The organism is Anaerotignum sp. MB30-C6 (genome assembly GCF_030908465.1).
Classification (GTDB): domain Bacteria; phylum Bacillota; class Clostridia; order Lachnospirales; family Anaerotignaceae; genus Chakrabartyella.
This window is the reverse complement of the sequence record NZ_CP133078.1, coordinates 826781-850418: the sequence shown is the minus strand read 5'-3', so window position 1 is coordinate 850418 and position 23638 is coordinate 826781. Positions and strand designations below refer to the sequence as shown.

General features: G+C 37.2%; 22 protein-coding genes. 10 read left to right on the top strand and 12 right to left on the bottom strand.

Features of this window, described 5'->3' with window-relative positions:
• Positions 1-335 precede the first annotated feature (335 nt).
• The 3 genes from RBQ60_RS04490 to RBQ60_RS04480 form a co-directional block, all read right to left on the bottom strand.
• Positions 336-1556, bottom strand: coding sequence for an EAL and HDOD domain-containing protein (locus RBQ60_RS04490; RefSeq protein WP_307885374.1), 1221 nt, complete (start codon positions 1554-1556; stop codon positions 336-338).
• 539 nt (positions 1557-2095) lie between these two features.
• The gene (locus tag RBQ60_RS04485; RefSeq protein WP_307885373.1) at positions 2096-2467 is read right to left on the bottom strand and encodes a hypothetical protein; all 372 of its coding nucleotides are present in this window, start codon (positions 2465-2467) and stop codon (positions 2096-2098) included.
• Positions 2468-2588: 121 nt separating this feature from the next.
• The gene (locus RBQ60_RS04480) at positions 2589-3374 is read right to left on the bottom strand and encodes a TrmH family RNA methyltransferase (RefSeq protein WP_307885372.1); all 786 of its coding nucleotides are present in this window, start codon (positions 3372-3374) and stop codon (positions 2589-2591) included.
• A gap of 209 nt (positions 3375-3583) precedes the next feature.
• On the opposite strand from RBQ60_RS04480, the gene RBQ60_RS04475 reads away from it, so the two are divergent.
• The 4 genes from RBQ60_RS04475 to RBQ60_RS04460 all read left to right on the top strand — a co-directional run bounded on the left by RBQ60_RS04475 (position 3584) and on the right by RBQ60_RS04460 (position 6050).
• Positions 3584-4222: a lactate utilization protein gene (locus RBQ60_RS04475; protein ID WP_307885371.1), complete on the top strand. Its 639-nt coding sequence runs from the start codon at positions 3584-3586 to the stop codon at positions 4220-4222.
• A gap of 218 nt (positions 4223-4440) precedes the next feature.
• Positions 4441-5196, top strand: coding sequence for a potassium channel family protein (locus RBQ60_RS04470; protein WP_307885370.1), 756 nt, complete (start codon positions 4441-4443; stop codon positions 5194-5196).
• Positions 5180-5626 (top strand): YaiI/YqxD family protein, encoded by a 447-nt coding sequence (locus RBQ60_RS04465; protein ID WP_307885369.1) that lies wholly within the window; start codon positions 5180-5182, stop codon positions 5624-5626. Before RBQ60_RS04470 ends, RBQ60_RS04465 begins: the two co-directional genes overlap by 17 nt.
• A 73-nt stretch (positions 5627-5699) precedes the next feature.
• Positions 5700-6050: a DUF7225 domain-containing protein gene (locus RBQ60_RS04460; protein WP_307885368.1), complete on the top strand. Its 351-nt coding sequence runs from the start codon at positions 5700-5702 to the stop codon at positions 6048-6050.
• 460 nt (positions 6051-6510) lie between these two features.
• On the opposite strand, the gene RBQ60_RS04455 is transcribed toward RBQ60_RS04460, so the two are convergent.
• Positions 6511-7686, bottom strand: a complete 1176-nt coding sequence (locus tag RBQ60_RS04455; RefSeq protein ID WP_307885367.1) for an NAD(P)-dependent malic enzyme — start codon at positions 7684-7686, stop codon at positions 6511-6513.
• 77 nt (positions 7687-7763) lie between these two features.
• Complete coding sequence (gene fumC / locus RBQ60_RS04450; protein ID WP_307885366.1) at positions 7764-9128, bottom strand: class II fumarate hydratase; 1365 nt, start codon at positions 9126-9128, stop codon at positions 7764-7766.
• Between the two features lie 208 nt (positions 9129-9336).
• Between fumC and RBQ60_RS04445 the strand changes: the two genes are divergently transcribed.
• The 3 genes from RBQ60_RS04445 (at position 9337) to RBQ60_RS04435 (ending at position 10502) form a co-directional block, all read left to right on the top strand.
• Complete coding sequence (locus RBQ60_RS04445; protein ID WP_307885977.1) at positions 9337-9582, top strand: thiamine-binding protein; 246 nt, start codon at positions 9337-9339, stop codon at positions 9580-9582.
• 13 nt (positions 9583-9595) lie between these two features.
• Positions 9596-10228 carry an HAD family hydrolase gene (locus RBQ60_RS04440; RefSeq protein ID WP_307885365.1) on the top strand — a complete coding sequence of 211 codons (633 nt, stop codon included), beginning with the start codon at positions 9596-9598 and terminating at the stop codon, positions 10226-10228.
• A gap of 142 nt (positions 10229-10370) precedes the next feature.
• Entirely contained in the window at positions 10371-10502 is a 132-nt protein-coding gene (locus RBQ60_RS04435; RefSeq protein WP_307885364.1) for a hypothetical protein, read from the top strand.
• Between the two features lie 522 nt (positions 10503-11024).
• Here the strand turns inward: RBQ60_RS04435 and RBQ60_RS04430 are convergent.
• Positions 11025-11753 (bottom strand): YebC/PmpR family DNA-binding transcriptional regulator, encoded by a 729-nt coding sequence (locus RBQ60_RS04430; RefSeq protein WP_307885363.1) that lies wholly within the window; start codon positions 11751-11753, stop codon positions 11025-11027.
• A 165-nt stretch (positions 11754-11918) separates the two neighbouring features.
• Positions 11919-12581: a YigZ family protein gene (locus RBQ60_RS04425; protein ID WP_307885362.1), complete on the bottom strand. Its 663-nt coding sequence runs from the start codon at positions 12579-12581 to the stop codon at positions 11919-11921.
• 186 nt (positions 12582-12767) lie between these two features.
• On the opposite strand from RBQ60_RS04425, the gene RBQ60_RS04420 reads away from it, so the two are divergent.
• Both RBQ60_RS04420 and RBQ60_RS04415 read left to right on the top strand, forming a co-directional pair.
• A complete protein-coding gene (locus RBQ60_RS04420; protein WP_307885361.1) occupies positions 12768-12944 on the top strand; it encodes a hypothetical protein in 177 nt (58 codons plus the stop codon).
• A 1-nt stretch (position 12945) separates the two neighbouring features.
• Positions 12946-13122, top strand: a complete 177-nt coding sequence (locus tag RBQ60_RS04415; protein ID WP_307885360.1) for a hypothetical protein — start codon at positions 12946-12948, stop codon at positions 13120-13122.
• 443 nt (positions 13123-13565) lie between these two features.
• Here RBQ60_RS04415 and RBQ60_RS04410 read toward each other — a convergent pair whose 3' ends face one another.
• Both RBQ60_RS04410 and RBQ60_RS04405 read right to left on the bottom strand, forming a co-directional pair.
• Positions 13566-15425, bottom strand: a complete 1860-nt coding sequence (locus tag RBQ60_RS04410) for a sensor histidine kinase (RefSeq protein ID WP_307885359.1) — start codon at positions 15423-15425, stop codon at positions 13566-13568.
• Positions 15426-16148, bottom strand: a complete 723-nt coding sequence (locus tag RBQ60_RS04405; protein WP_307885358.1) for a LytR/AlgR family response regulator transcription factor — start codon at positions 16146-16148, stop codon at positions 15426-15428.
• 253 nt (positions 16149-16401) lie between these two features.
• Between RBQ60_RS04405 and RBQ60_RS04400 the strand changes: the two genes are divergently transcribed.
• Positions 16402-17046 (top strand): hypothetical protein, encoded by a 645-nt coding sequence (locus RBQ60_RS04400; RefSeq protein WP_307885357.1) that lies wholly within the window; start codon positions 16402-16404, stop codon positions 17044-17046.
• Between the two features lie 88 nt (positions 17047-17134).
• On the opposite strand, the gene RBQ60_RS04395 is transcribed toward RBQ60_RS04400, so the two are convergent.
• The 3 genes from RBQ60_RS04395 to RBQ60_RS04385 all read right to left on the bottom strand — a co-directional run bounded on the left by RBQ60_RS04395 (position 17135) and on the right by RBQ60_RS04385 (position 23392).
• The gene (locus tag RBQ60_RS04395; RefSeq protein WP_307885356.1) at positions 17135-18229 is read right to left on the bottom strand and encodes a GGDEF domain-containing protein; all 1095 of its coding nucleotides are present in this window, start codon (positions 18227-18229) and stop codon (positions 17135-17137) included.
• 218 nt (positions 18230-18447) lie between these two features.
• A complete protein-coding gene (clpB, locus tag RBQ60_RS04390; RefSeq protein WP_307885355.1) occupies positions 18448-21030 on the bottom strand; it encodes an ATP-dependent chaperone ClpB in 2583 nt (860 codons plus the stop codon).
• 760 nt (positions 21031-21790) lie between these two features.
• The gene (locus RBQ60_RS04385) at positions 21791-23392 is read right to left on the bottom strand and encodes a family 10 glycosylhydrolase (protein WP_307885354.1); all 1602 of its coding nucleotides are present in this window, start codon (positions 23390-23392) and stop codon (positions 21791-21793) included.
• Positions 23393-23638: the final 246 nt, after the last annotated feature.

The following is a 23638-nucleotide window of genomic DNA, read 5'->3' as shown; positions in this document are numbered from 1 at the left end:
ACCTCTTGCTTCTCTGTGTGTCCGTGGATTATTGCTGCGTTAAGTTACTGTGGTATTTCAGTTTTAGTAATCTAAAAAAGGGCTTGCTGGGAAGTAAGCCCTTTTTTATTTTTCCTATGGTGTATTTCTCCAACTATTTTGTTCGCTTTAGTACCCTTGTATACGTATTATAGGGGTCATAAAATTGTACGGACGAAGACTTTTATTACTCCAATTAAAAAAGGCTCACTATCAAACAGATAGAAAGCCTTTTTTAATTACATTACAAGCCCACACAAAGTGAAGCTTTTTGCTCATACAAATTTAAAAATATAAAATTACTCTACAGACTCTACTTACTTTTCAGAATTACTTTCAAATACTTTATCCCCATACTCCAAGGCATACAAATATAAAGAAGGTATAAAATCAGGCTTTATACCGTGCAACAACGCATACTCGGCCACATTCCCCCAGTTACTGTTTTCATAATTTTTAATGCATTCAAGGCTTTCACCTAAAATCCCTTCCTTATTCACCAATGCCTTTATGGCTTTTTTCGGTAAACCTAGTTCATTTAGGATAGAATTGATATTATCCTCAAGTACATTGTCAATTTTAGAAAATAGTCCAACTAGGTATGCATCTTGCACTTCCTCTTCTCTCCCCAGTTCTTCCATTAACTTTTCCATGAACACCGCACGAATTAAAGATTGTTTTGCCAGCTCATTATTTTCATTACCTGTTATTTCTCTAAGTAAAAGTAACATGATCCATCGCTTTGTTCGTTTAATACCCAGGTAAACTAATGCACTTTTTATAGAAGTAATTCTATTCCCTCTATAAAACACCAAAGTATTTAGATGGGCCAGCAATTTATGCATTAAGCCTACATCTAATCTTATAATTTCCGTTAAGGCGTTAAAATCAGGTGTTTCTCTTGACGCCTCCTTCCATAAACGAAAGTAGGACGATTGGGCTATGGTAATGCTGGTTTTCGTTACAATTACAGGCTTGCTAAAAAAGTATCCTTGAAACAACTCATAGCCGTCCTCTAAAGCCATCTTAAAATCTTCTTGTGTCTCAATTCTTTCCGCCACTAATTTCTTCCTGCCTTTAAATCTCTGGGAGATTTTTTTTCTTTCCTTTGGGGAAAGGAGGGTATACTCAACCTTTATCATTTCAATAAAAGGCATAATCTCCTCATATCGTCCATCATTGACGAAGTCATCTAACGCAATGATATATTTCTTCTTTTTTAAGAGCTTAATTTTTTCGACTAAAGCCTCATCAAGGGTAACATCCTCTAAAATCTCTATGACGGTATTCTGCGGATTAAATAATAAAGGGATTGCAGACATAAGAACATCTTTTGAAAAATTTATAAACCCATACTTTCCATTGGTAAGTAGTGTGAAATCAAACTCAGTTAATACGTTGGATGTTAATTCCTTGGTTGCGAAAGCATCATCAACACCAGGGAAACAATTCTCTGCACTATTTCTATATAATAGTTCATAGCCAAATAAAGACATATCTTTATTAAAAATGGGCTGTCTGGCAATATATAGCTTCATATAAACCTCCAATGCTGCCTCACTGTCCCTGCTAGCCGCTTACATTATTATAGGATAATACTCGAGAAGTTTAATTATCTCATCACCCTATACTTTAGCAAAAAACGGGAATAGGAAAATTTTAAAATCGTATTTTATTTTAAAAATAGAGACTTTATTCAAATATGTATTCCTACTATATTAATTAATCCCTAAAAAGCAACACATACAGGCACCTTGAAAATTTCTTTTGCAAAATATCACTCGGCATAAATATAGATACATTATAATAGTAAAAAACTAGGAAACTCAAGGGTTTTATTAAATACCAATTTCTATAAATTTCCTTTTTTTCGCATTTTTTATGACTAATTTTTTAAAAATATGAATAAGAAATGCGTATTCATAACACTTTCGACAAAATACTTCTTTTTTTTATCATTTATGCAGTCTTGCATTGTTCAAAAAGACTAGTCTAAATTTAATTTTTTTTAATTTTCATCACTTATTTTTTACGCTATTTCAAGTTTATTCTTATTAAAGTACGTTAAAGAACCCTCTTATCGAAAAGCCAACGTTAAGTTTTCCTTTTCCTTGTTGCAAAATTCTCTGGAGTCTACCAAACGCTTTTCTAATTTATCTATTTCATGGTAAACCTGCGCCTTTGTATATTTCCGATACATACCTAAAAATAAGTGATAACGACATTGTAAAGAGTCTGGCTTTGACGGAAAAACAATTTCTTTACCTCCAATAAAATTCCCTTCCAATTCATCTCTACAAATTTCATCATCTAAGACTGCCATATATAAGCAGGCTTTGGTATACTGTTTAATGGGCATACGGGGCAATCTCTTTTTGAATAAAAAACCTAATCCTAAAAGAAATACTCCCATTCGCAAAGCAACAATTTGCTTACTCTCTTTTTTCATGACGTCCTCCTACTTAATTTTTCAATAGTACCAAAAGGGAAAAATATAGCCCTGGCCAATAGGCAAGGCTATATTACTTGTCATTTCAACTATTTTGTATACTAAATAAATGGAATAGCCTCTATTTCAACCTTTGGCGTACTATCTCATACATCAATACTCCAGCGGCTATAGAAGCATTCAAAGATTCCGCCTTACCTGGCATTGGAATCTTTGCCCAACGATTACAAAGCTCAGCTGCTTCGTCTGAAAGTCCCCTTGCTTCATTACCAATTAAAAATCCGCAACCTTTTTCCAAGGGTAGCTCATAGGGATAACAATCTCCTTTTAGATGGGCAGCATACAAAGAAATTTGGTTCTCCTGCATTTTCCAGGCTATTTCTTCTAAAGAAATGTTTTGGTATACAGGTATGTGAAAAATAGAACCCATAGTTGCTCTCAAAACCTTAGGATTATAAACATCCACACTTCCCTTTGAAAGGAAAATACCATCTGCACCAGCGGCATCTGCCGTACGAATCACCGTCCCTAAATTTCCTGGGTCGTTTAATTCCTCGGCCAGTACCAGAAATGGGGCATCCTTCTTCCAAATTGCTTCTTGGCATTCTTTTTGTTTCTTACAAACGGCCAAAATACCTTGCGGATTCTCTGTATCAGAAAGCAGTGAGAACAATTCATTGGTTAAAAGATAGGTGTCAGCCCTATCCTCGTATTGACCAAGGTCGTTTTCCCCCGCAAAATCTTGCGAAACTACAAATAACTCCACTTCCCAGTTGTTGGGGATTTCAGACACAAACCTTAGCCCCTCGGCTACAAATACCCCCTCTTTATCCCGGTTCTTTTTCTGGCTGAAACCTTTCACTCTTTTAAACACTTTATTTTGATGGCTCTCAAGCTTTTTTGCCACTTATATCCCTCATTTCTTGGTTCTCCTTCTTATCATAATACGAACCTGTTTCTTTTGCAATAAGAAGAGGCCTTCTACAATAAACCTTGGTAACCTCTTTTTATGTTAAACACCAAAAATATAAGAATTTTCACTTCTTCCCTTTGTTTTTTCCAAATCTATGATAGAATACAAGTACCGAATATGTTCTATGAAGGGAGATATACTGTATGAGTACACCAGTTGAAAAAAGAAACGAAACTTTAGGTAAGGCTTTAGTTGCTAAATTAGAAACCAGACATTTCGAAGCTTACTACTGTCCTACCGCAAAAGAGGCTATAGAAAAAGCCCTTTCATTAGTTCCCGAAAAAAGCTCTGTGTCTTGGGGCGGTTCCATGTCCATACGTGATATGGGTCTTACAAAGGCCTTCCATGATGGGAACTTTGAAGTAATCGATAGAGATTTGGCAAAATCTCCAGAAGAAATGGGAGACTTGCATCGCCAAGCACTCCTTACCGATTATTTTATTACCAGCACCAATGCAATCTCAAAAGATGGCATTCTAGTGAATATTGATGGTACTGGCAACCGTGTTGCAGCCTTGTGTTTTGGTCCCAAAAATGTAATCGTAATTTGTGGTATCAACAAAGTGGCGCCAGACCTTGACTGTGCCGTCGCTCGTGCCAGAAACGTTGCGGCTCCTATTAATGCATTCCGCTTTATGGGAAAAACACCTTGTGTATCAACAGGCTCCTGCCATAACTGCACTTCTCCTGATTGCATCTGTAGCCAGGTTGTAATTACAAGAACAAGTAGACCAGAAAAAAGAATTAAAGTGATTTTGGTTGGCGAGGAATTGGGTTATTAATTATCTATAAAGCTACATGTCCATAAGGCAACTCGAGCTAGACCAGACTATAAAACTTAACGCTCTGCTTTAAAAAATAAGCAGAGCGTTTTTCTAAATCCATTCATTTCCCATCATTTTTTGAAGAAACTCTTTTATTATTATACCTTTCTAGGTCTGCCTTTCTTTTTTTATGGAATACTACTTCTATAAAAACTGTCTTTTGGAAAGGAGCTCCTATGAAAGAGATCATCAAGAAATACACTTCCTCCGTTAAATACGAAGGATTTATGATACTGCTAGCGGTTTTGGCAATGTGCGCTTTATTTGTCCCTATTGACTCAAAGGCTATTATCATTATTGATTATATGATTATATATTTTTTTATTTTTGATTATGCCGCCCGCCTTTATGCAGCCGATAATAAATTATATTTTATCCGCACTCACATTATCGACCTCATTGCAGCACTGCCTTTTCACACATTGTTTAAAGGAGTACGCTTCATTCGAGTGGTTAGAATTATGGAAGTAACACGAATTGCCGCCATGCTTACGAAAGTAGGTAGAGGGCTCCGGCCATTTTTTAAAACCAACGGCTTTATTTACTTGGTCTATTGTTCCTTTGGTTTTATTATTATAGGTACCCTTGGTATCGCCATTACAGAACAAAAATCCCTGTTCGATGCCCTTTGGTGGACTATCGTAACCATTACAACGGTAGGTTACGGAGATATCTCCCCTGTTACTTCTGTAGGCAGAGTCATTGCCATCCTTTTGATGATATTCGGCATAGGCTTTATCAGTACCTTAACCAGCACTTTAACCAATTACTTTGCACAAAAAGCCCATTCTCATCACCTTGAAATTCATAGTATCATAGATAGCCTGTCCACCATTCAACAAGAAAAAGTACTTTCTTATGCCAGACAAATGATAGAGGAAGATAGAAAAATGAAAATTCCGAAAGGAGATAAAAATGAAAATTCTCGTTGACGCAGATGCTTGTCCTGTAAAAGACATCATTGTAGAAACAGCAAAAAAATATACTACTGAAGTTTATATGGTTACGGATGATTCCCATATTTTATTTTATCCTGAAGAACATGTTCATGTTATAACCGTTGACCGAGGAGCTGACAGTGCGGACTTAGCCATTGCCAATCGTACAGAACAAGGAGATATTTGCATCACCGCAGATTACGGCTTAGCCACGTTGATTCTTGCAAAAAAAGCCAAAGTGATTCATCCTAATGGCTTTTTCTATACTGCCGAAAATATTGATCGCATGCTTTTTGAACGCCATCTTTCCCGGGAAATGAGACGACAAAAAAAGGGGCGTAGCGGGCATATACGCAAACGTACAAAAGAGGATGATGTTGCCTTTCTCATCGTGTTCGAAAAAGCCATAAAGAAAATTACTTAAACAAAATTTTAGTATTGATTATGATTTTTCTATTAAATATAAAAAATTCCAAATGATTTGCTAGGAGGATAATATGTTACGAAAAACGATTTTGGAGCAAGTAGAAGAAACTTTTGCAGATTGTAAGATTGGAACACTTTTATCTAGAAGAGAAATTATCGAAGCCGTTCACCTTCGGCATAACACCAATCGGTCAAGCATTATCCCAAGTGGATACTGCTACAATATTACAAATCAAGGAAAGCAACAAAGTCAAGGGATGGATCAATTTTATATTTTTGAGTATATTTCAAGAAATACATACAAATATCTAGGAAAACATTTTCCATACTCAGGTGCGGTGTATCACAAACCCAAAGGCTCACAAAATGAATACCTTGTGGGATTTTGGAAAAACGGAGTATTTGAACCTAAATCGGAATAAAAAATAGGTCTAGCTATGAAAAAACAAAGCCAGACCTATTTTAACAATTGTCTAATGACCGAATCTTTCTGCAAATTCTTCCTTTTTCCCAAACAATACAAACAAATACGGAACAAAAAAAGTAGGTAAAACAAAAAACATCATGGAACCTGCACTGCCCCAAGCCCTTACCATAAGGGGCACTAGAAAGCTGAAAATTTCAAAAGGGAGATAGATATAGAAACAGAAAATTATATATACAACATACATACCTGACTTTTCAAGTACTTCTCCTAACGCAAAAATAACCACATGGTAGGCCAGTAATATGTGGGCAGATTTTATAAGAGCCTTTTTAGAATCCCTCTACAAAAAACAAGGCGCCAATCATGAAAAATAAAATCAAACTCACTAAATACTGTGTCCCCCATTTGAAAAGTCCACTCATTCTTCCCTCTTCCAATACTATAAAATGCCTGAATTATGGCTTGATGCGTGCAATCCCCTCTTCTACCGCAACATCGGCCACCGCTTTCGCTACCGCATCGGCAACAGACTTGTCTAATGCAGATGGAATAATATTCTCCTGATTCAATCGGTCATCTGGAATCATGGCCGCAATGGCATAGGCCGCTCTTTGCTTCATCCCCTCTGTGATTTCCTTTGCCCGTACGGCTAATGCCCCCTTGAAAATCCCTGGGAAAATCAATACATTATTAATTTGGTTAGGAAAGTCAGAACGCCCTGTTCCAACCACTGCCGCTCCCGCCGCCAAAGCCTCCTCGGGCATAATTTCAGGTACTGGGTTCGCCATGGCAAAAACAATCCCCTGGCTCATGGAAGCAACCATTTCTTTTGTTACCATGTTGGGTCGGGAAACTCCTACAAAAGCGTCAGCTCCACACATAGCATCCGACAAAGTTCCTTTTTCTTTATTCATGTTGCTGATATGTGAAATTTCTTCCTGACCTGCATTTAAGCCCACATCCCCTTCACAGATAATACCGTTAATGTCGCACATCACTATGTTACCAAAACCCATGGAAATTAGAAGCTTTCCAATGGCAACACCCGCCGCACCGGCACCATTGATCACAATTTTCATTTCTCCCATTTTCTTTCCTACTACTTTCATAGCGTTAATCATGGCGGCTGCAACCACAATTGCTGTTCCGTGTTGATCGTCATGAAACACAGGAATATCGCAAAGCTCTTTTAACTTCTGTTCAATTTCGAAGCAACGGGGTGCCGAAATATCTTCCAAATTGATACCACCAAAGCTTTTGGAAATCAGATAAATTGTATTAACGATAGTGTCCACATCTTTGGAATCAATGCAAATAGGAAAAGCATCCACACCACCGAATTCCTTAAATAATACACACTTGCCCTCCATAACGGGCATACCCGCCGCAGGGCCAATGTCTCCTAAGCCTAAAACCGCAGTCCCATCGGTCACAACAGCAACCAGATTCGAGCGACGGGTTAATCGAAAAGACTCCTCATAGTTCTTTTCAATCACACGACAAGGCTCCGCAACCCCCGGGGTATAAAGTAAAGAAAGATCCTCCCTCGTTGCAACTTCTTTTCTTGAAACTACCTCAATTTTCCCTTGCATTTCATAATGCAGTTTTAATGCCTTTTCTTCAATACTCATGGATGTTGCCTCCTATTTGAAATGTATTGCATGGAATGTGATTTCAAAATAATTCTCTTTCAACCTTTTAATTGATTTCAGACCATATTTTCAGGGCGAAATACCTCATCGAATTCTTCTTCCGTCAAGAACTCTAACGCAACGCAAGCTTCTTTCAAGGAAATATTATCATGATACGCCTTCTTTGCTGTTTTCGCAGCATTTTCATAGCCAATATGAGGGTTCAAACAAGTAACCAACATAAGGGAGCGGTGTAGGTTCTCATCCATTTTTTCTTTATTCGCTTGAATTCCAGAAACACAGTGAATACGGAAAGAATCCAGCCCATCAGCCAAAAGTCGTACGGATTGCAAAAAGTTATAAATACATACGGGCATATAAACATTTAGCTCAAAGTTCCCTTGGGATGCACAAATCCCTATGGCTGTATCATTTGCCATAACCTGCACCGCCGCCATGGTCATCGCCTCGCACTGGGTAGGGTTTACTTTCCCGGGCATAATAGAGCTTCCCGGCTCATTCTCTGGAATGAAAATTTCCCCCAAACCGCAACGAGGGCCACTGGCAAGCCAACGAACATCGTTGGCAATTTTCATTATATTTGCCGCCAATGCTTTTAATGCCCCATGGGCAAAAACCAACTCATCCTTTGCAGTCAATGCATGAAACTTATTTTCTGCGGTAATAAAACGCTCACCCGTTAGTTTAGAAACTTCCTCTGCCGCCGCCTCTGCAAACCCCTTGGGTGCATTTAACCCTGTACCAACGGCCGTCCCTCCTAGTGCCAACTCTTGCAAGCCTGTAAGGCTAATTTCAATCATAGCTTTAGCTTTCTCCAGCATATTGCGCCAACCGCTGATTTCCTGTGAAAACGTAATTGGGGTAGCATCCTGTAAGTGGGTTCTTCCCGTTTTAATAATGCCTTTGTTTTCTTCTTCCAAACGCATCAATTCATCAATCATCCGCTGTAACGCAGGAAGAAGCTGTTTTTTTGTCTCCAAAGTGGCTGCAATGTGCATCGCTGTTGGAAATGTATCGTTTGAACTCTGAGACATGTTCACGTGGTCATTGGGATGCAATACTGGCTCTCCCGCAATTTCATTCCCACGGTTGGCAATGACCTCGTTTACGTTCATGTTAGACTGGGTGCCGCTACCTGTTTGCCATACGGCCAAAGGAAACTGATCATCCAACTTTCCAGCAAGGATTTCATCACAAACTTCTCCAATTAAAGCACATTTTCTTTCATGTAACTTGCCTAATCGTAAGTTAGCTTGGGCCACTGCCTTTTTTAAAATTGCAAAGGCATAAATGATTTCTAAAGGAATTTTCTCAGTACTGATTTTAAAGTTTTCGAAGCTTCTTTGGGTTTGAGCGCCCCAATAAACCCCCACGGGAACTCTTACTTCACCCATAGAGTCTCTTTCCATACGATATTCCATGCCCAGTGTCCTCCTCTATCATAAATTTACATATTATTTTCCTATCTTAAATTATAACAAATACCAGTGCAAATTAATATTGTCCAATATGAAAAAGTATTGGCCGTTTCTTGAGTTTTTTCGTAGAAAATGGTACACTTCTCAAAAAGGAGTGATAAGAGTGTATACAACAAGCATTGCAATACAAGTTTTGCCCGACATAACAGAGATGGATAAAGTTTGTGCTATTGTAGATAATGTCATCGAATATATTGCTTCAACAGGATGTCACTTTATGGTTGGGCCTTTTGAAACTAGCGTAGAGGGAGATTTCGAAACTTTAATGGATATTATTAAGCGTTGTCAGGAAATCCCCATTGAACAAGGGGCACCATCAACGAAGGCATATGTGAAAATTTTCCACAACCCCAATGGCGTTTTGACCATTGCAGAAAAAACCGATAAATTTAAATAACAGAGGAGAACATATGAAAAGTATTATTTTTGACCTTGACGGTACTTTAATTGATTCTATGCCTGTTTGGAAAAACACTGGGCGTAACTTTTTGTTGAATCACGGTTTTACTGTGCCAGAAGACTTACATAGCGTGGTAAAAACCCAGACCATTAAGCAAACAGCGGAGTATTTCCGTAAGGATTTAGGTGTGCCTCATACAACCGATGAAATCATAAATGAGGTCATTGCTTTTGTTCAAGAAGCTTACCGAAATACCATCCCATTAAAACCATACGTAAGGGAGTTTTTGGATAAAGAGCTGGCAAAGGGAACCAAAATGTGTGTATTGACGGCTTCTGAATCCAGCTATATCCTACCTGCATTGGAACGTTTGGATCTTTTAAAGTATTTTCAATTTATTTTAACCTGCACAGAAACAGGTCATTATAAAAGTGAGCCTGACGTATTCCATATTGCCATGGAAAAATTGGGCGGTAACCTTGAAAATACCATTGTATTTGAAGATGCCCTTTATGCGGTACAAGGGGCAAAAAAAGGTGGTTTTACCGTTTATGCAGTAGCCGATCCCGTTACAGAGGCAGACAGCAACATCATTCGCTCTGTGGCAGATAAGTACATAGAAAGTTATCAAGAGTTGTTGTAACTGATTACTTACAATATAGCTTGCAACAAAAATAAAAACCTATTATCCTTCTGGTAGTAGGTTTTATTTTTCTTTAAACCCTTAAATAAATTCCCAGTTTAGAATAATCTGTTTCTTTACATACTATAAAGAGGTGATTTTTATGGCAAAAGAAGATGTAGAATATGGCACAAGAAAAGAACTTCTTGAACCTAAGGGAAAAAACAAAATAAAGAAACAGGCTCGTGGAAAGGAAGTTTTACCTTTCCCAGAAATTCCGAAAAACCATGAATAAAAGATAGGGTGGCTTTTATGTCACCCTATCTTTTATTATAAACCATTGTCTCTATACTGCTACATTCTATTTTGGTATACTAATTTAAAAAAATAAAGCCTATAACCCCTGTACTTTCATGGGTCATAGGTTTTTTGTTATTATTTAACCACCCTTACTTAACTATATAAATAGGTAAAACAGGTATTTTTCATGAAAAAATTTAGTGTACAAAATTATAGAAGTTATATTAGTTGCTATTCAACTCTACTCTTTTAACTTTATAAAATTCATTGATTTAGCGATATAAGGCTTATTTTTTATAAATTTGTTCTTAAGTAAATATTTTTTCTAACACATCATCCGTGAATTTGCACTACCGCTGAGAATAAGTTATTATTAAAATTAAAAGCAATAGAAATTTATTCACATTAGCATAATAAAATCCTTTTAAAACTCTTTCCAATAGTACGATTCCAGTACAATAACAGAAAATAAAGCCTACAACCACTGTACATTCAAGGTTCGTAGGCTTTATTCTATTTATTCATCCCAATTGTGAAAAACGTTTTGTACGTCATCATCATCATCCAACAAATCCAAAAGCTTATTCATCTTCTTGATCTCATCATCAGACTTAAGTTCTGCATATGTCTGAGGAATCATGGTAACTTCTGCCGATGCCATTGGGATACCCGCTTTTTCTAACTCTTCTCTGACTCCAGAAAAATCGTCGGGGGAGGTAGTGATTTCAAAGCTGTCTTCTTCTGCGGCAAAGTCCTCTGCTCCTGCGTCTAAAGCAACCATCATCAGCTCTTCTTCATCCACCTCGACTTCTTCTTTGTCAATTACAATTAAACCCTTTTCATCAAACATAAAGGAAACGCAGCCTGTTGTCCCCATATTGCCGCCGCCTTTGGTGAAGGCATTTCTAACATTTGCCGCAGCACGGTTTCTGTTATCGGTCAGGGCCTCTACAATAACTGCAACCCCAGAAGGACCGTAACCTTCATATCTGATTGTTTCGTATTCAACGCCTTCTTCGTTTCCCGCTGCCTTTTTAATACTTCTATCGATTGTATCATTGGGCATATTATTAGATTTGCATTTTGCAATAATATCACGCAATTTTCCATTACTTGCCGGGTCGGGTCCACCTGCCTTTACCGCCACCTGAATTTCTCTACCTAACATGGTAAAAATTTTCCCTTTTGCTGCGTCATTTCTCTCTTTTTTATGTTTGATATTCGCAAACTTCGAATGTCCTGACATTAGGAACCCTCCTTCATAAATTTCACCAAAATATTCTATCATTTTCAGAGTGAAAATTCAAGAAAAATTGAATTTTTGCATAACTTTATGGTTATCCCTTTCAAAAACTATTTGGGGGATTGAATTTAACTTGTAGTGCAAATCCATAAAAAAATCATTACCACACTACACTGATTCCTCCAGCAAAGAAATCTCTCCTCCTTGCCATACGCCATATTGTTCACCTTGCTTTTCAAAGGGCGTGCTTCCTCTAAAAATATCTATCATCTTTTTCTCAAAAACCTCAGTCTCTTCGGACTTTACCAAAACTGTATAAGTTACCTTATCGGAATACTCAGTATCAAAAAGAATGTGTTCATCCTGAAGAATTTCATACTGCACTTTGCCTGAGTCCGTATACTCTGCCACCACTTCGTACCTCGCAAACAAAGTTAATTCAGCAATTCCCGCAGCCAAAACCCCTTCTTTCGCCGCTTTTCCATAAGCCCGAACCAAGCCTCCCGTCCCAAGGAGTGTGCCACCAAAATATCGGGTAACAACGATTGCCGTGTTTCTGATATCTTCCCCTTTTAAAACATTCAAGACAGGCAAGCCCGCCGTCCCCTGGGGCTCACCATCATCACTAAAACGCTGTAGCTCATTACGCTCCCCAATCTGATAAGCGAACACATTGTGCGTTGCATTCCAGTATTTTTTTTTCATCTCATCTATAAACAACCTGGCTTCATCTTCCGATTTTACAGGCCGTACCGTTGCAATAAACCTTGATTTTTTTTCTATTACTTCTGCTTCCCCTTCACATAAAGTCGTTTTATATTGATTCAGCATATCCTTCACCAACTATTATTTTTTTAAGCTATAAACAAAAAAAGCCAACGTTTACAGCTATTTATTTATTATAGCACAAATAATATACAAATCCTACTTAAATTCCCCAAACTTGGAAGATGCTTCGACCCTTTAAACAGAATGAAAAATCCTAGTTTTGCGCAAGATAATGTCGAGGTGATAAAAATGGCTCTAGAATATAAAGACCTTGATGATTTACTAAACCGAAGCCCAAAAGCAAAGGACTTTTTTGACTCTTTGCCTGAAGACCGCCAGTTTAACGTTCGTCAATATCAGAACAATATCCATTATGACTTAGACCTTCGGCGTTACGCCGAGCATCTTTTGAGAGGAGGTTATTAACGTGTTTGGGAAAGAGTATAGAGACTTGGCAGACTTACTATTAAACAATACCAGAGCTCAAAATTATTACAAAGGCTTACCTGATAGCATCCAACAGGCTATTTCCCATAATAGCACAGAAATCCGCACAATAAAATCATTGCGCCACTTTGCTAAAGCAGCTCAAAGAACCCTTTAACCCATGTTTATACTGCAAAAGCGATACTTGTATACAAGTATCGCTTTTATTCGTCTTATCCTTTAATATAATTGAAACGAAAACCGTAGGAAAATAGATTCCTACGGTACACAAAGCAACGCAATCCGTATTTTGTCGAGGAATAAGATTGCCCTGCTTTGAAGGAATAAGCGCAATTGAGACATCGTAATACAGATTAATACCTTAACCTTGTCGTTATATTAATGAAAAGGAAGATTAGGTTTCTTTCTTAAACTTTTTTGCAAATGACTCTAACCCAAACAACTTATGTTTGGTTTAATTCCCATATTTTTATTATATCCTAAAATATGATAGTTATTTAAAGATTGCAAAAAAATCATAAAATTCGCCATAAAAATCAAGGATTCTTTTGAATAAGACTACTTTTACAATTAACACCTCTACAAAACAATTTATGGAACCTACTGTTTCTTTTCCTCAACTCCGCTAATCACCACATCAATTGTAAAGATATCCCCTTGTGTGGTGATTTTACACCTACCGTTAAGCCTTCGTGCAATTTCCTTTATGGAAGAAATCCCATAACCATGGCCATCTTCTGCCTTACGTGAAACATATACATTTCTATTCTTCAACAAAACACCATCAAACCGATTGGAAGCCTTAATAAAAACAGAGGCTCCATGCATTTTTATTTTAATATCAATAAAAGAGTCTGCCTCAACCCGCTGGCAGCCCTCTATGGCATTCTCCAAAATATTGGAAACTACACTACAAAGCTGTGCATCATAGGTCGTTTCTCGAAATGGAATATTACAATCCCAGGTAAATCTAATCCCTTTATTCTTTGATTTTTCAGCAAACCAAGCTAAAGTGATATTCATAATATTATTTTTTGAATACTCCTTAGATTGGGTGTTATTTATCATTTTTAAAATTTCATCAATATACTGTTTCGCTTGGGTATCATCACCTGTGGAAAATAATGTGGCAATGGTTCTTAAATGATGTATCGTATCATGGCGGATTTTTCGCATTTTCAATTCTCTTTCTTGCATTTGATCATATTTGTTTTGATACATCTCAATTTGCAGCTTAGTCAGCCTAATTTCCCCCTCAGCATTCACCTGCGTGTATACCCCTTGTAAAACAACTGCAAAGATTACTAAAGCAGAGAATATGAGGATTGCAATATTAAAAAAGAATAATATTGGATACTCTATTCCCAGTTTTAGTGACGGGAGAAAAATCAAATATTTTAAATAATCCAAAAAATACCCAAGCATTATAACAAAAACTGCCGTTATAAATAAAGGGTTATTCATTCTTTTCCCCTGCCCCATTCCTAAGAAAATCCATCCATACATGACTATAGAAATCAACATTAACAGGGATCTAATGAGGCTAACAGAAGTTATTCCCACCAATTGCATCAGGGCAAAGGACATATAAATTCCTATGTGTAAAAAAATACACTTCATCTGCTTTCTTTTGATGACTCTGCTATCGCAAACCCAAAGTAACCCATAAGCAGTAATGGGCACAAGTCCGTCCATAACATAAAACCAAATCTCTGTATACACAGAATATAGCGGTTTGTAGTTCAAAGCCGTTAATATAAATGTATTATCACAAGATGCAAACAGCACCCATAAAACTGAAGCTATGGAAAATTGGAGAGGAAGGTGCCATTTACGCCGATACAATACATTAATCAACCATAAAAACAGAAGAAACATCGAAGTAAAAAGCCCCACAATGCAACTAATCCAAAGGAGGGCATGATCATAAATCTCATTCAATAAAAATTGACGCTGGGGCCCTATTTCCACCCCCTGTACCAACCTCATTTCCCAATCGTAAACTGGAATCACAGTAATCTTTATCTCAACTCTTTTTCCCGCATCCTCTTGGCTTAATGGCACGATCATGCAGTGTTTTCCTGAAAAATAAGGAAAATTATTCATAGAAACATCTTTACTGCCAAAAGATTGCCTTAACGCTTCATGAATAAAAATATCAACTTTCTGACAGCTCGAAGTAAATTTAAAAACATCTCCATCCAAAACTTCATTTGGTAGTGTATTAAAAAGGGAAACTTCCGTGACATCCGTCCCAAGAAAAAGCTTCCCCGGCAATTTGGTTTCTATTTTTTTACCTTCTTCATTTTGGTATTCCCACGGTTGTGAAAAAGCATCAACCGTCTTCGTCGTATTAGGATTGTATCTTGAAAAAGGAACGAGTGTGATTGCTGTTTGGATAATAATACTTATTGCAAGTATGATGCATACTGCAATAGATATTTCTAGTTTCTTACCCATCTATCTTTCCTTTTCCTGTATGTAATCAAAGTATTCCCCTTTAATTTCCTTTCGCAACCGCACTTTTATGGGAATAACATCCCCATTATGCATCACAAAATTATCTTTTACACCAACGATATAATCCATATTTACGATATAACTTCTGTTGCAGTACAGAAACCGTTTATCCAACTTTTCAGATATGTCCCCAAGCTTTGCATAACAAGTGAAAGAAGTCTTGGAAAGCTTATGTACTACAATACTTTTTCCTAAACTCTCGATATATAAAATGTCAGAAAAACGAATTCGTTGTCCCTCCGAAGCATTTTTCTTAATTAGAATGCTTTTCGTAATATCCCTCATCCACTTATCATTCAACCCATTAAGTAGCGAAAATAGTTTGTTTTCATACTGTTTAATGGGTTTCAATAAATATCCATCTGCATTTACTGAATATCCCTCTATAGCAAATTCGGGGGTACTGGTTAAAAATACAATAGAAACCTCTTGATTAACCTCCCGTATTTTAAAAGCAGCTTCAATCCCCGATAGTCTGTCCATAAAAATGTCCAAAAAAATAACCTCATGGGTTAAACCATTTTGGTACCCATCCACTAAATCCTCCCCATTGGAATAGTGAAAAATTGTAACAACTTTGTTGCTATTTTCGGACCATTTCTCTATGAGCACACTTAATGCCTCTCTGTCACTTTGAAAGTCATCGCAAATGGCAATTCGCATTTAGTTCACGCTCCTTGTCCTGTATTCCTTGAAAGAAATTACCATATTTTTACCATTTATACAATACTACTATGGCAAAATTTAGAATTTTGTAACCTAATGTTACCTATTTTGGAAAATAAATTCAAATTTTCAGGAGTTATTTTCCATATTTTCCTAAAAGTTCTTTCTTTTCATACGAATTAATATTAGAATATTAATGTACTTTTAGTTTATGTTCTGAATTTCAATATTTCATTTACAGGAGGCAGAAATGAAAAGAGTATTTTTTTACATTTTTTTAGTAGTAATTACAGGTTTTTGTGGCTGCACTAATAAAGATGAAAACATAGAAAAAATAAATACAAAAATAGAAATAGATAAAAGTCAATGGAATGTTTCCCCCTATGAATTAACGGATCAGGAAATAAATCTCCTACAGTCCTTAGGGCTAATGAATAATTATGGTCTGTTCTCTTTTCGTGGGCCCGAGGGTACAAAATCTATGAGGTTCAATTTATATCAATTGGATGAAAATAATTGTTGGGAAAATAAGCTTACAGGGGGAGTCCTTGGTGAAGTGCAAGAAGATGGTAGGTACACACCACCAAAAGGGAATTTTTCTGTAGTACGACAAAATGATTATTCCCTTTCATTTTATATAAATTCAACTGGAATAGCATCTTTTGAGGCCCCTCCCCCAGAGGCTTCGCCACTAAATATGGCTTCCTTTATCAAGTTCCTTCCCCATGAAGAAGCAGTAAACCTCAACCAGGAAGTTCCTGTTGCCCTAATTGTTTACGATAAGGATAGTTTCTCCTTTGATTACACCTTAGCCGATTATTTTACGCCAGAAAATATTAAGAATAAAGACATTGTTTTGGCCGTAACTCTAACTTTTTTCGACTATGAAGATTAATGCAAACATATAGCTCCAATGTTATCTTTTGAATAAAACCCCTTTTTGGACTAAAACAGCAGGCTACTCAAAGCCTGCTGTTTCCATTCTATGCACTAATTACAAAACAACCTTTGCCTTTTTTCTTTGCTTCATATAAAGATTTATCGCTGTCCCGATATAGACGATTAAAATCAATTTGTTCCTTGTCATTGATGGAACAACCAACACTAATACTAACAGGAACACCTTTCGTCTTTCCTATCTTAGCAAAGTTCAAACAGTTCAACAAGTGCTCTAGGTTTTTTTCGCATGCTGCCTTGTCCACAAGATCTACGGAATAGATGACAAATTCATCCCCACCCATACGCAAAACAATGTCCTCTTCTTGAAAGGCTTTTTTTATCACTTGGCTTACACCTTTAATCACAGCATCCCCATACATATGCCCATAGTTATCATTTATTTCTTTAAAATTATCAATGTCCACGATAATAAAAGCACCCATTACCCGTTTATACATTAACTGTTTTATTTTAAGAAGGCCAGCCTCACGATTGTAAATCCCAGTCATGAAGTCTATTTCCGCTTTATTTTTAAACTTCACATGGTTTTCCACACTATCAATACGTTCACATAATATAAAGAAATTTACGCCAAGGGCAAAACAGTAAAAGATGAATAAGTCTATTAAATCCATAAGGAATATCTCATACTCCTTTGCATCATAACAGCAAATAATATAAATCGTTGCTACACAGGTAATATATAAAATAATTCGCCATGGTTTATCTAGCACAAATAAAGGTAAAATACAGATAAAAACCATGATTGTAACCGACTGCACTCCCGTATCCAAATATGTCCCCATCAATATGCCCATTGCCATGAGGGGTGTTAGGGTAGCATAATAAATAGGGGTAATATACTTCACAAATCGGTGCAATCCAAATTTTGCAAATAGATGTAGACAAATAAAAAAACAAAAAATCCCTAAAAACTGACTGTTGAATTTTGAAATCTTAGATAACAACAACCCAATCACTAAAATACTAAAAGAAATAAAAGTTCCCACAATGGTAAAACTCACAAAACTGTGCAAATTTTTATTTTGAATTTCTTCTTGGTAGAAATCAACCTTTTTTGCCAGTAATTTATTCTTAAATTGGTTTAACCACCTCATGCCTTTCGATGAATTATCCATGATATACCCTTTCTAATCTTTTCAAAATATGAAAGAACCCTAGAAAACCGTTCGCTTTACATGACGTCTTAGAAATTTACATTTTTTGTATATAATTTGTATTTCATTATATCAAATACATTTTGGGAAAACAACCTTCTGCATCTCAAGACGAAAAAAGTGGCAATTACAATACTTTCGTAATCACCACTTTTCTTATTTTTTTAATTTGTAAATACTCAAATTACTTTGTATTCCCCATTTTCAACGTCCACAGTCAACGTGCTATCAGGGGAAACTTCATCTGCGATGATTTTTTTCGCTAACAAAGTTTCAACTTTTCTTTGCACCATTCTTTTTAATGGTCTGGCACCAAAAGCAGGATCAAAACCTTCATCAATAATAAATTCCTTTGCTCTTTGTGTTAATTCGCAACGTAGTTGCTTATCTACCAAGCGCTTATTCAGATCCCCCATAATTAAGTCAATTATATGGGTGATATTATCCTTGGTTAAAGGTTTATAGAATACAATTTCGTCCAAACGGTTCAAAAACTCCGGTCTAAAAGAACGAAGGAGTAATTCTTCTACGGCCAAACGGGCATCCTCCTTAATTTCTCCCCTTTCATCCAAACCTTCTAACAAGTAAGGAGAACCAAGGTTAGATGTGAGAATTATAACGGTATTTTTAAAATCTACCGTTCTACCTTGGGAGTCAGTAATTCGTCCATCATCCAAAACCTGAAGAAGAATATTGAACACATCTGGATGCGCCTTTTCAATTTCATCAAAAAGAATAACGGAATATGGCTTCCTGCGAACAGCCTCGGTAAGCTGGCCGCCTTCTTCATATCCCACATATCCTGGTGGTGCACCAATCAAACGGGATACGCTGAATTTTTCCATATATTCCGACATATCAATACGAATCAGATTCTTTTCATCGTCAAATAAGCATTCTGCCAAAGCTTTCGCCAGTTCCGTTTTACCTACGCCTGTAGGGCCAAGGAAGAGGAAAGAACCAATTGGCCTATCGGGGCTTTGAATGCCAGCACGGCTTCTTAAAATAGCCTCAGAGACCTTTGTAACAGCCTCCTCCTGCCCAACAACTCTTTTATGCAAAATTTCATTTAAATGTAGGAGCTTTTCCCTTTCTCCTTCCATAAGCTTTGCAACGGGAATGCCAGTCCAGCGCTCAATAATACGGGCAATTTCTTCTTCCGTTACCTTGTCTCGCAACAAGGTATTCTTCCCGCTATTTTCCTCGGCAAGGTGCTCTTTTTCTTCTAACTCTTTTTGCAACTGAGGTAACTTACCGTATTTTAACTCTGCAGCACGGTTTAAGTCATATTTTCTTTCAGCCGCCTCAATTTCAGCGTGTACGTCCTCAATTTCTTCTCTCAGCTTTTGCACAATTCCAATGGAGTCCTTTTCATTTTCCCACTTTGCCTTTAAAACGGCAAATTTATCGCGCATCTCTGCTAATTCCCTTTGGGTTTCAGCCAAACGCTCTTTCGAAAGCTTATCATCCTCTTTTTTCAAAGCCGCTTCTTCTATTTCATGCTGAATAATTTTTCTTTGGATAATATCTAGCTCTGTAGGCATAGAGTCCATTTCTGTACGGATCATAGCACAAGCCTCGTCAACCAGGTCAATTGCTTTATCGGGAAGGAAACGATCAGTAATATATCTGTTCGATAATGTAGCCGCACCAATAATGGCTTGATCCTGAATTTTTACACCGTGGTATACTTCATATCTTTCCTTCAAACCACGCAAAATTGCAATGGTATCCTCCACCGTGGGCTCGCTGACCAAAACAGGTTGAAATCTTCTTTCTAATGCCGCATCTTTTTCAATGTATTGCCGATACTCATTCAAAGTTGTAGCACCAATACAATGGAGTTCACCCCTAGCCAGCATCGGTTTTAACAAGTTACCCGCATCCATAGCCCCATCGGATTTGCCCGCTCCAACAATGGTATGCAACTCGTCAATAAAAAGGATGACTTGCCCTTCACTTTTCTTTACCTCATTTAATACAGCCTTCAAACGTTCCTCAAACTCACCTCGGAACTTGGCCCCTGCAATCAATGCACCCATATCCAAGGAAAAAATCGTTTTATCCTTTAAGCTATTAGGAACATCTTCTTTTACAATACGCTGTGCCAAGCCCTCGGCTATTGCTGTTTTACCAACACCTGGTTCACCAATTAAAACAGGGTTGTTTTTTGTCTTTCTAGATAAAATTCGGATCACATTACGAATTTCATCATCTCGTCCGATTACAGGATCCAGTTTTTTGCTTCTTGCCTTTTCCACCAAATCTGTACCGTATTTCTTCAAAGCATCGTAAGTTGCCTCTGGTGAATCGCTGGTTACTCGGGTATTCCCTCGAACAGATACCAGTATCTTCATAAAGCCATCTTTGGTCACATCATATTGCTTAAAAATTGGCTTCAACACTCCATTGGGAGCGTTAATCATTGCCATAAAAATATGCTCTACTGAAACATATTCATCCGTCATATTTTCTGCTAACTTTTCTGATGCTATCAATGTTTTATCTAAATCTGAGCTTAAATAGGTCTGTCCCCCAGATACACGAGGAAGCTTCCTAATCTCTGCCTCCACTGTTTGAAGAAGTCCGTTTACATTCGCACCCATTTTTTGCAAAAGTTGAGGAATCAATCCTTCCTCTTGGGTTAATAAGGTTGCCAACAAATGCTGTTGGTCTATTTGCGGATTTCCGTATTCCACAGCCATAGACTGGGCATTTTGAATGGCTTCCAAAGATTTTTGAGTAAATTTTTGTAAGTTCATAACCATTCCACCTTCCTAATGAAAACATATAACTATTTGAAATTTTTCATCTTTTATCTTAGTATGGGTTTATTATACATTGTTAGCACTCGCTTGTAAAGAGTGCTAACAAATTATTTTTAAACAAATTGAGTTACATTTTTTTAATGACCTTTCCATCATTTTTTAAAATCTTATGAAAAGACACCCAGGTAGCTTCTTTCATTTTCCACGAAACAAAAGGCACATAGAGAATGCAATTTCCTCATCTCCATCTTGTATCTACACCGCCCCCTGCCCAAAAAGTTCACTTAACAGTAATATTTACATAATATTTTCAACTATACTGGGGAAGTTTAATTTGTCTTGAATTTCTGCTTCCTTCTCCCCCCTAATAACGCGCCTAATTCACAGTTCCCTTGAAAGTAGTGCAAGTCAAAGGAACTCTAACAAAGGTTTCCCCAAACAGCAAGCCTTGAAGATGAGTCGCTATCTAAAAAAGGAATTCTGTTATAATCCACTCCATAAATATCTGTGGCAAAGTCACCAGTTTCAACGGTCAAAAGTTTATTATAATTAGATACCCGTAAAATTGGAGATAATTTCAGTGCCAGCAAAATAAATAACACATACCCATTAAAAATGCATATTTTAGCGATTAAACCCCCTTTTCTTCTACGACTAAAAGCATTTCCCTCAACCAGCCGAACGTATGATAAATTGTAAAAGGTATATAAAAAAGTGGTACTTACAGAAGTTTGTAAGTACCACTTTTATGTTTTTATTTATAACCTGTTGTGGTGTCAATTCCTATGGTAGAAGTTCCTTCATCCCAAGTAACACCAACATCCAAAAGTTTTGCAATATCTCTTAGTTTATAATATGTATAGTCATTTATTGTAAAAGCACTTACATTTTTACTATCTCCATCCAAGTAAAGTTTGGCGGTTGAAGTTACTGCGGTTGTATCTTTACCTATGGCATTTCCCCCCGGGGTTCCGGAATAGCTTAAGCCTGTAAGCAGATTAATAGATGAGTTTTCTCCATTCCAAACAGTATCAAACTCCTTTGCTGTACCGCTGATGGAGTAAGCAATATCCCTTAACTTAAAGTAAGTATAATCGTCAATGGTATATACTTCAAAAGATACAGGTGCACCATTTACCTTTATTGCCGAGCTTGTTGCATAAGCTCTCTTCTTTTCAATGACAGTAGTTGTTCCTGGTTCCGTTACGGAGGGTTCCGGCGCACTATAATATTTCTTCAATGCTGTAGCAGCCCCTTGTCTATCATCAAATATGTCTCTGGCACTAAAGAAAATACTTCCTTCTACGTTGTAACCTTCGTTTATCTTCAACTGCTCTGTAATTTCTTTGGCTACTACATCTTTATAAAGACCCTGACCAATGTAAAGAGTAACCCCAGTTCCTTTTACCATGTTACTCCACCATTTCACAAGGGTTTCATAATCTGCATAGGTATTCCCTCTTTCCCAGTATAACTGGGGCGCAATATAGTCTATCCATCCTTTTTCAACCCACGTTTTTGCATCACCAAATACGGAGTAATACCCTTCCCCGCCATTTGTTGCAGAACCTGAGGGGTCAGAGCTGTTGTTCTTCCAAATTCCCAAAGGGCTAATGCCAAACGCTACATCGGCTTTAACTGACTTTATTTCTTGACTTACCATACGCACCATATCATTGATATGCTCTCGACGGGCATTCCCCTCTTTTCCATCTCTCTTTTCTCCCTCTGGTAATGGGTAGTTCGAGGGATAGAAATAATCATCAAAATGGATTGCATCCACATCATATTTTTTTACAATCTCACCCACAGTATCACGGATGTATTCCTTTACCTCCGTTTTTGCAGGGTTATAATACATTGCCCCTTTATATGTAAGAATCCAATCAGGGTTTTTTCTAGCCATGTTATCAGCAGAAAGAGCGGCTAAATCCGTTCCCGAAGTAGTAATACGATATGGGTTCATCCACGCATGGAATTCCATATCCCTTTTATGGGCTTCTTCAATCATAAACTTCATAGGGTCATAGCCAGGGTCTTTTCCTTGCACCCCCGTTAATACTGCACTCCAAGGGTTTAATTCCGATTTATAAAAAGCATCTCCTTTTGGCCTAACTTGAACCATAACGGCATTCACACCCACTGCTTTTAGTTTATCTAATTTTTGAGAAAATTCAGCCTTTTGTTTGGCAATATCGTTTTGCACTGAAGGATAGTCCGCACTATACACCGTTGAAATCCATACGCCGCAAAAATCCTTGGAATCAGCGGCATAGGCCGTTGCCATACTTGTGCTGCTTAAAACAATTGATGCCGTTACTATCGCTGCTCCTATTTTTTTCAACCACTTTTTCATCGTTTTCTCCTATAAATTTACCAACATTACCGTTTTTTCCTATTCTAACACATTTTTTCCTCTATTACCATTACGAATGTATTACGAAGCCTTGGTAATAAGTGGCATATTAAAGGTGGGTATTGTACTTTTTTTCTTTGTTCATCAATGACCCTGATCCTTCTTAACATTCCCCTAATGTAAAGGATCGGAAAAAAAAGAATCCCCTAAAAAAGACCTCTCATAAATGACTTGCCTTATCTTAGA

Coding starts and splice junctions, on each gene's coding strand:
- RBQ60_RS04490 (WP_307885374.1), bottom strand. CDS start 1,556: ATGAAGCTATATATTGCCAGACAGCCCATTTTTAATAAAGATATGTCT.
- RBQ60_RS04485 (WP_307885373.1), bottom strand. CDS start 2,467: ATGAAAAAAGAGAGTAAGCAAATTGTTGCTTTGCGAATGGGAGTATTT.
- RBQ60_RS04475 (WP_307885371.1), top strand. CDS start 3,584: ATGAGTACACCAGTTGAAAAAAGAAACGAAACTTTAGGTAAGGCTTTA.
- RBQ60_RS04470 (WP_307885370.1), top strand. CDS start 4,441: ATGAAAGAGATCATCAAGAAATACACTTCCTCCGTTAAATACGAAGGA.
- RBQ60_RS04465 (WP_307885369.1), top strand. CDS start 5,180: ATGAAAATTCTCGTTGACGCAGATGCTTGTCCTGTAAAAGACATCATT.
- RBQ60_RS04460 (WP_307885368.1), top strand. CDS start 5,700: ATGTTACGAAAAACGATTTTGGAGCAAGTAGAAGAAACTTTTGCAGAT.
- RBQ60_RS04455 (WP_307885367.1), bottom strand. CDS start 7,686: ATGAGTATTGAAGAAAAGGCATTAAAACTGCATTATGAAATGCAAGGG.
- fumC (WP_307885366.1), bottom strand. CDS start 9,128: ATGGAATATCGTATGGAAAGAGACTCTATGGGTGAAGTAAGAGTTCCC.
- RBQ60_RS04445 (WP_307885977.1), top strand. CDS start 9,337: ATGGATAAAGTTTGTGCTATTGTAGATAATGTCATCGAATATATTGCT.
- RBQ60_RS04440 (WP_307885365.1), top strand. CDS start 9,596: ATGAAAAGTATTATTTTTGACCTTGACGGTACTTTAATTGATTCTATG.
- RBQ60_RS04435 (WP_307885364.1), top strand. CDS start 10,371: ATGGCAAAAGAAGATGTAGAATATGGCACAAGAAAAGAACTTCTTGAA.
- RBQ60_RS04430 (WP_307885363.1), bottom strand. CDS start 11,753: ATGTCAGGACATTCGAAGTTTGCGAATATCAAACATAAAAAAGAGAGA.
- RBQ60_RS04425 (WP_307885362.1), bottom strand. CDS start 12,581: ATGCTGAATCAATATAAAACGACTTTATGTGAAGGGGAAGCAGAAGTA.
- RBQ60_RS04420 (WP_307885361.1), top strand. CDS start 12,768: ATGGCTCTAGAATATAAAGACCTTGATGATTTACTAAACCGAAGCCCA.
- RBQ60_RS04410 (WP_307885359.1), bottom strand. CDS start 15,425: ATGGGTAAGAAACTAGAAATATCTATTGCAGTATGCATCATACTTGCA.
- RBQ60_RS04405 (WP_307885358.1), bottom strand. CDS start 16,148: ATGCGAATTGCCATTTGCGATGACTTTCAAAGTGACAGAGAGGCATTA.
- RBQ60_RS04400 (WP_307885357.1), top strand. CDS start 16,402: ATGAAAAGAGTATTTTTTTACATTTTTTTAGTAGTAATTACAGGTTTT.
- RBQ60_RS04395 (WP_307885356.1), bottom strand. CDS start 18,229: ATGGATAATTCATCGAAAGGCATGAGGTGGTTAAACCAATTTAAGAAT.
- clpB (WP_307885355.1), bottom strand. CDS start 21,030: ATGAACTTACAAAAATTTACTCAAAAATCTTTGGAAGCCATTCAAAAT.
- RBQ60_RS04385 (WP_307885354.1), bottom strand. CDS start 23,392: ATGAAAAAGTGGTTGAAAAAAATAGGAGCAGCGATAGTAACGGCATCA.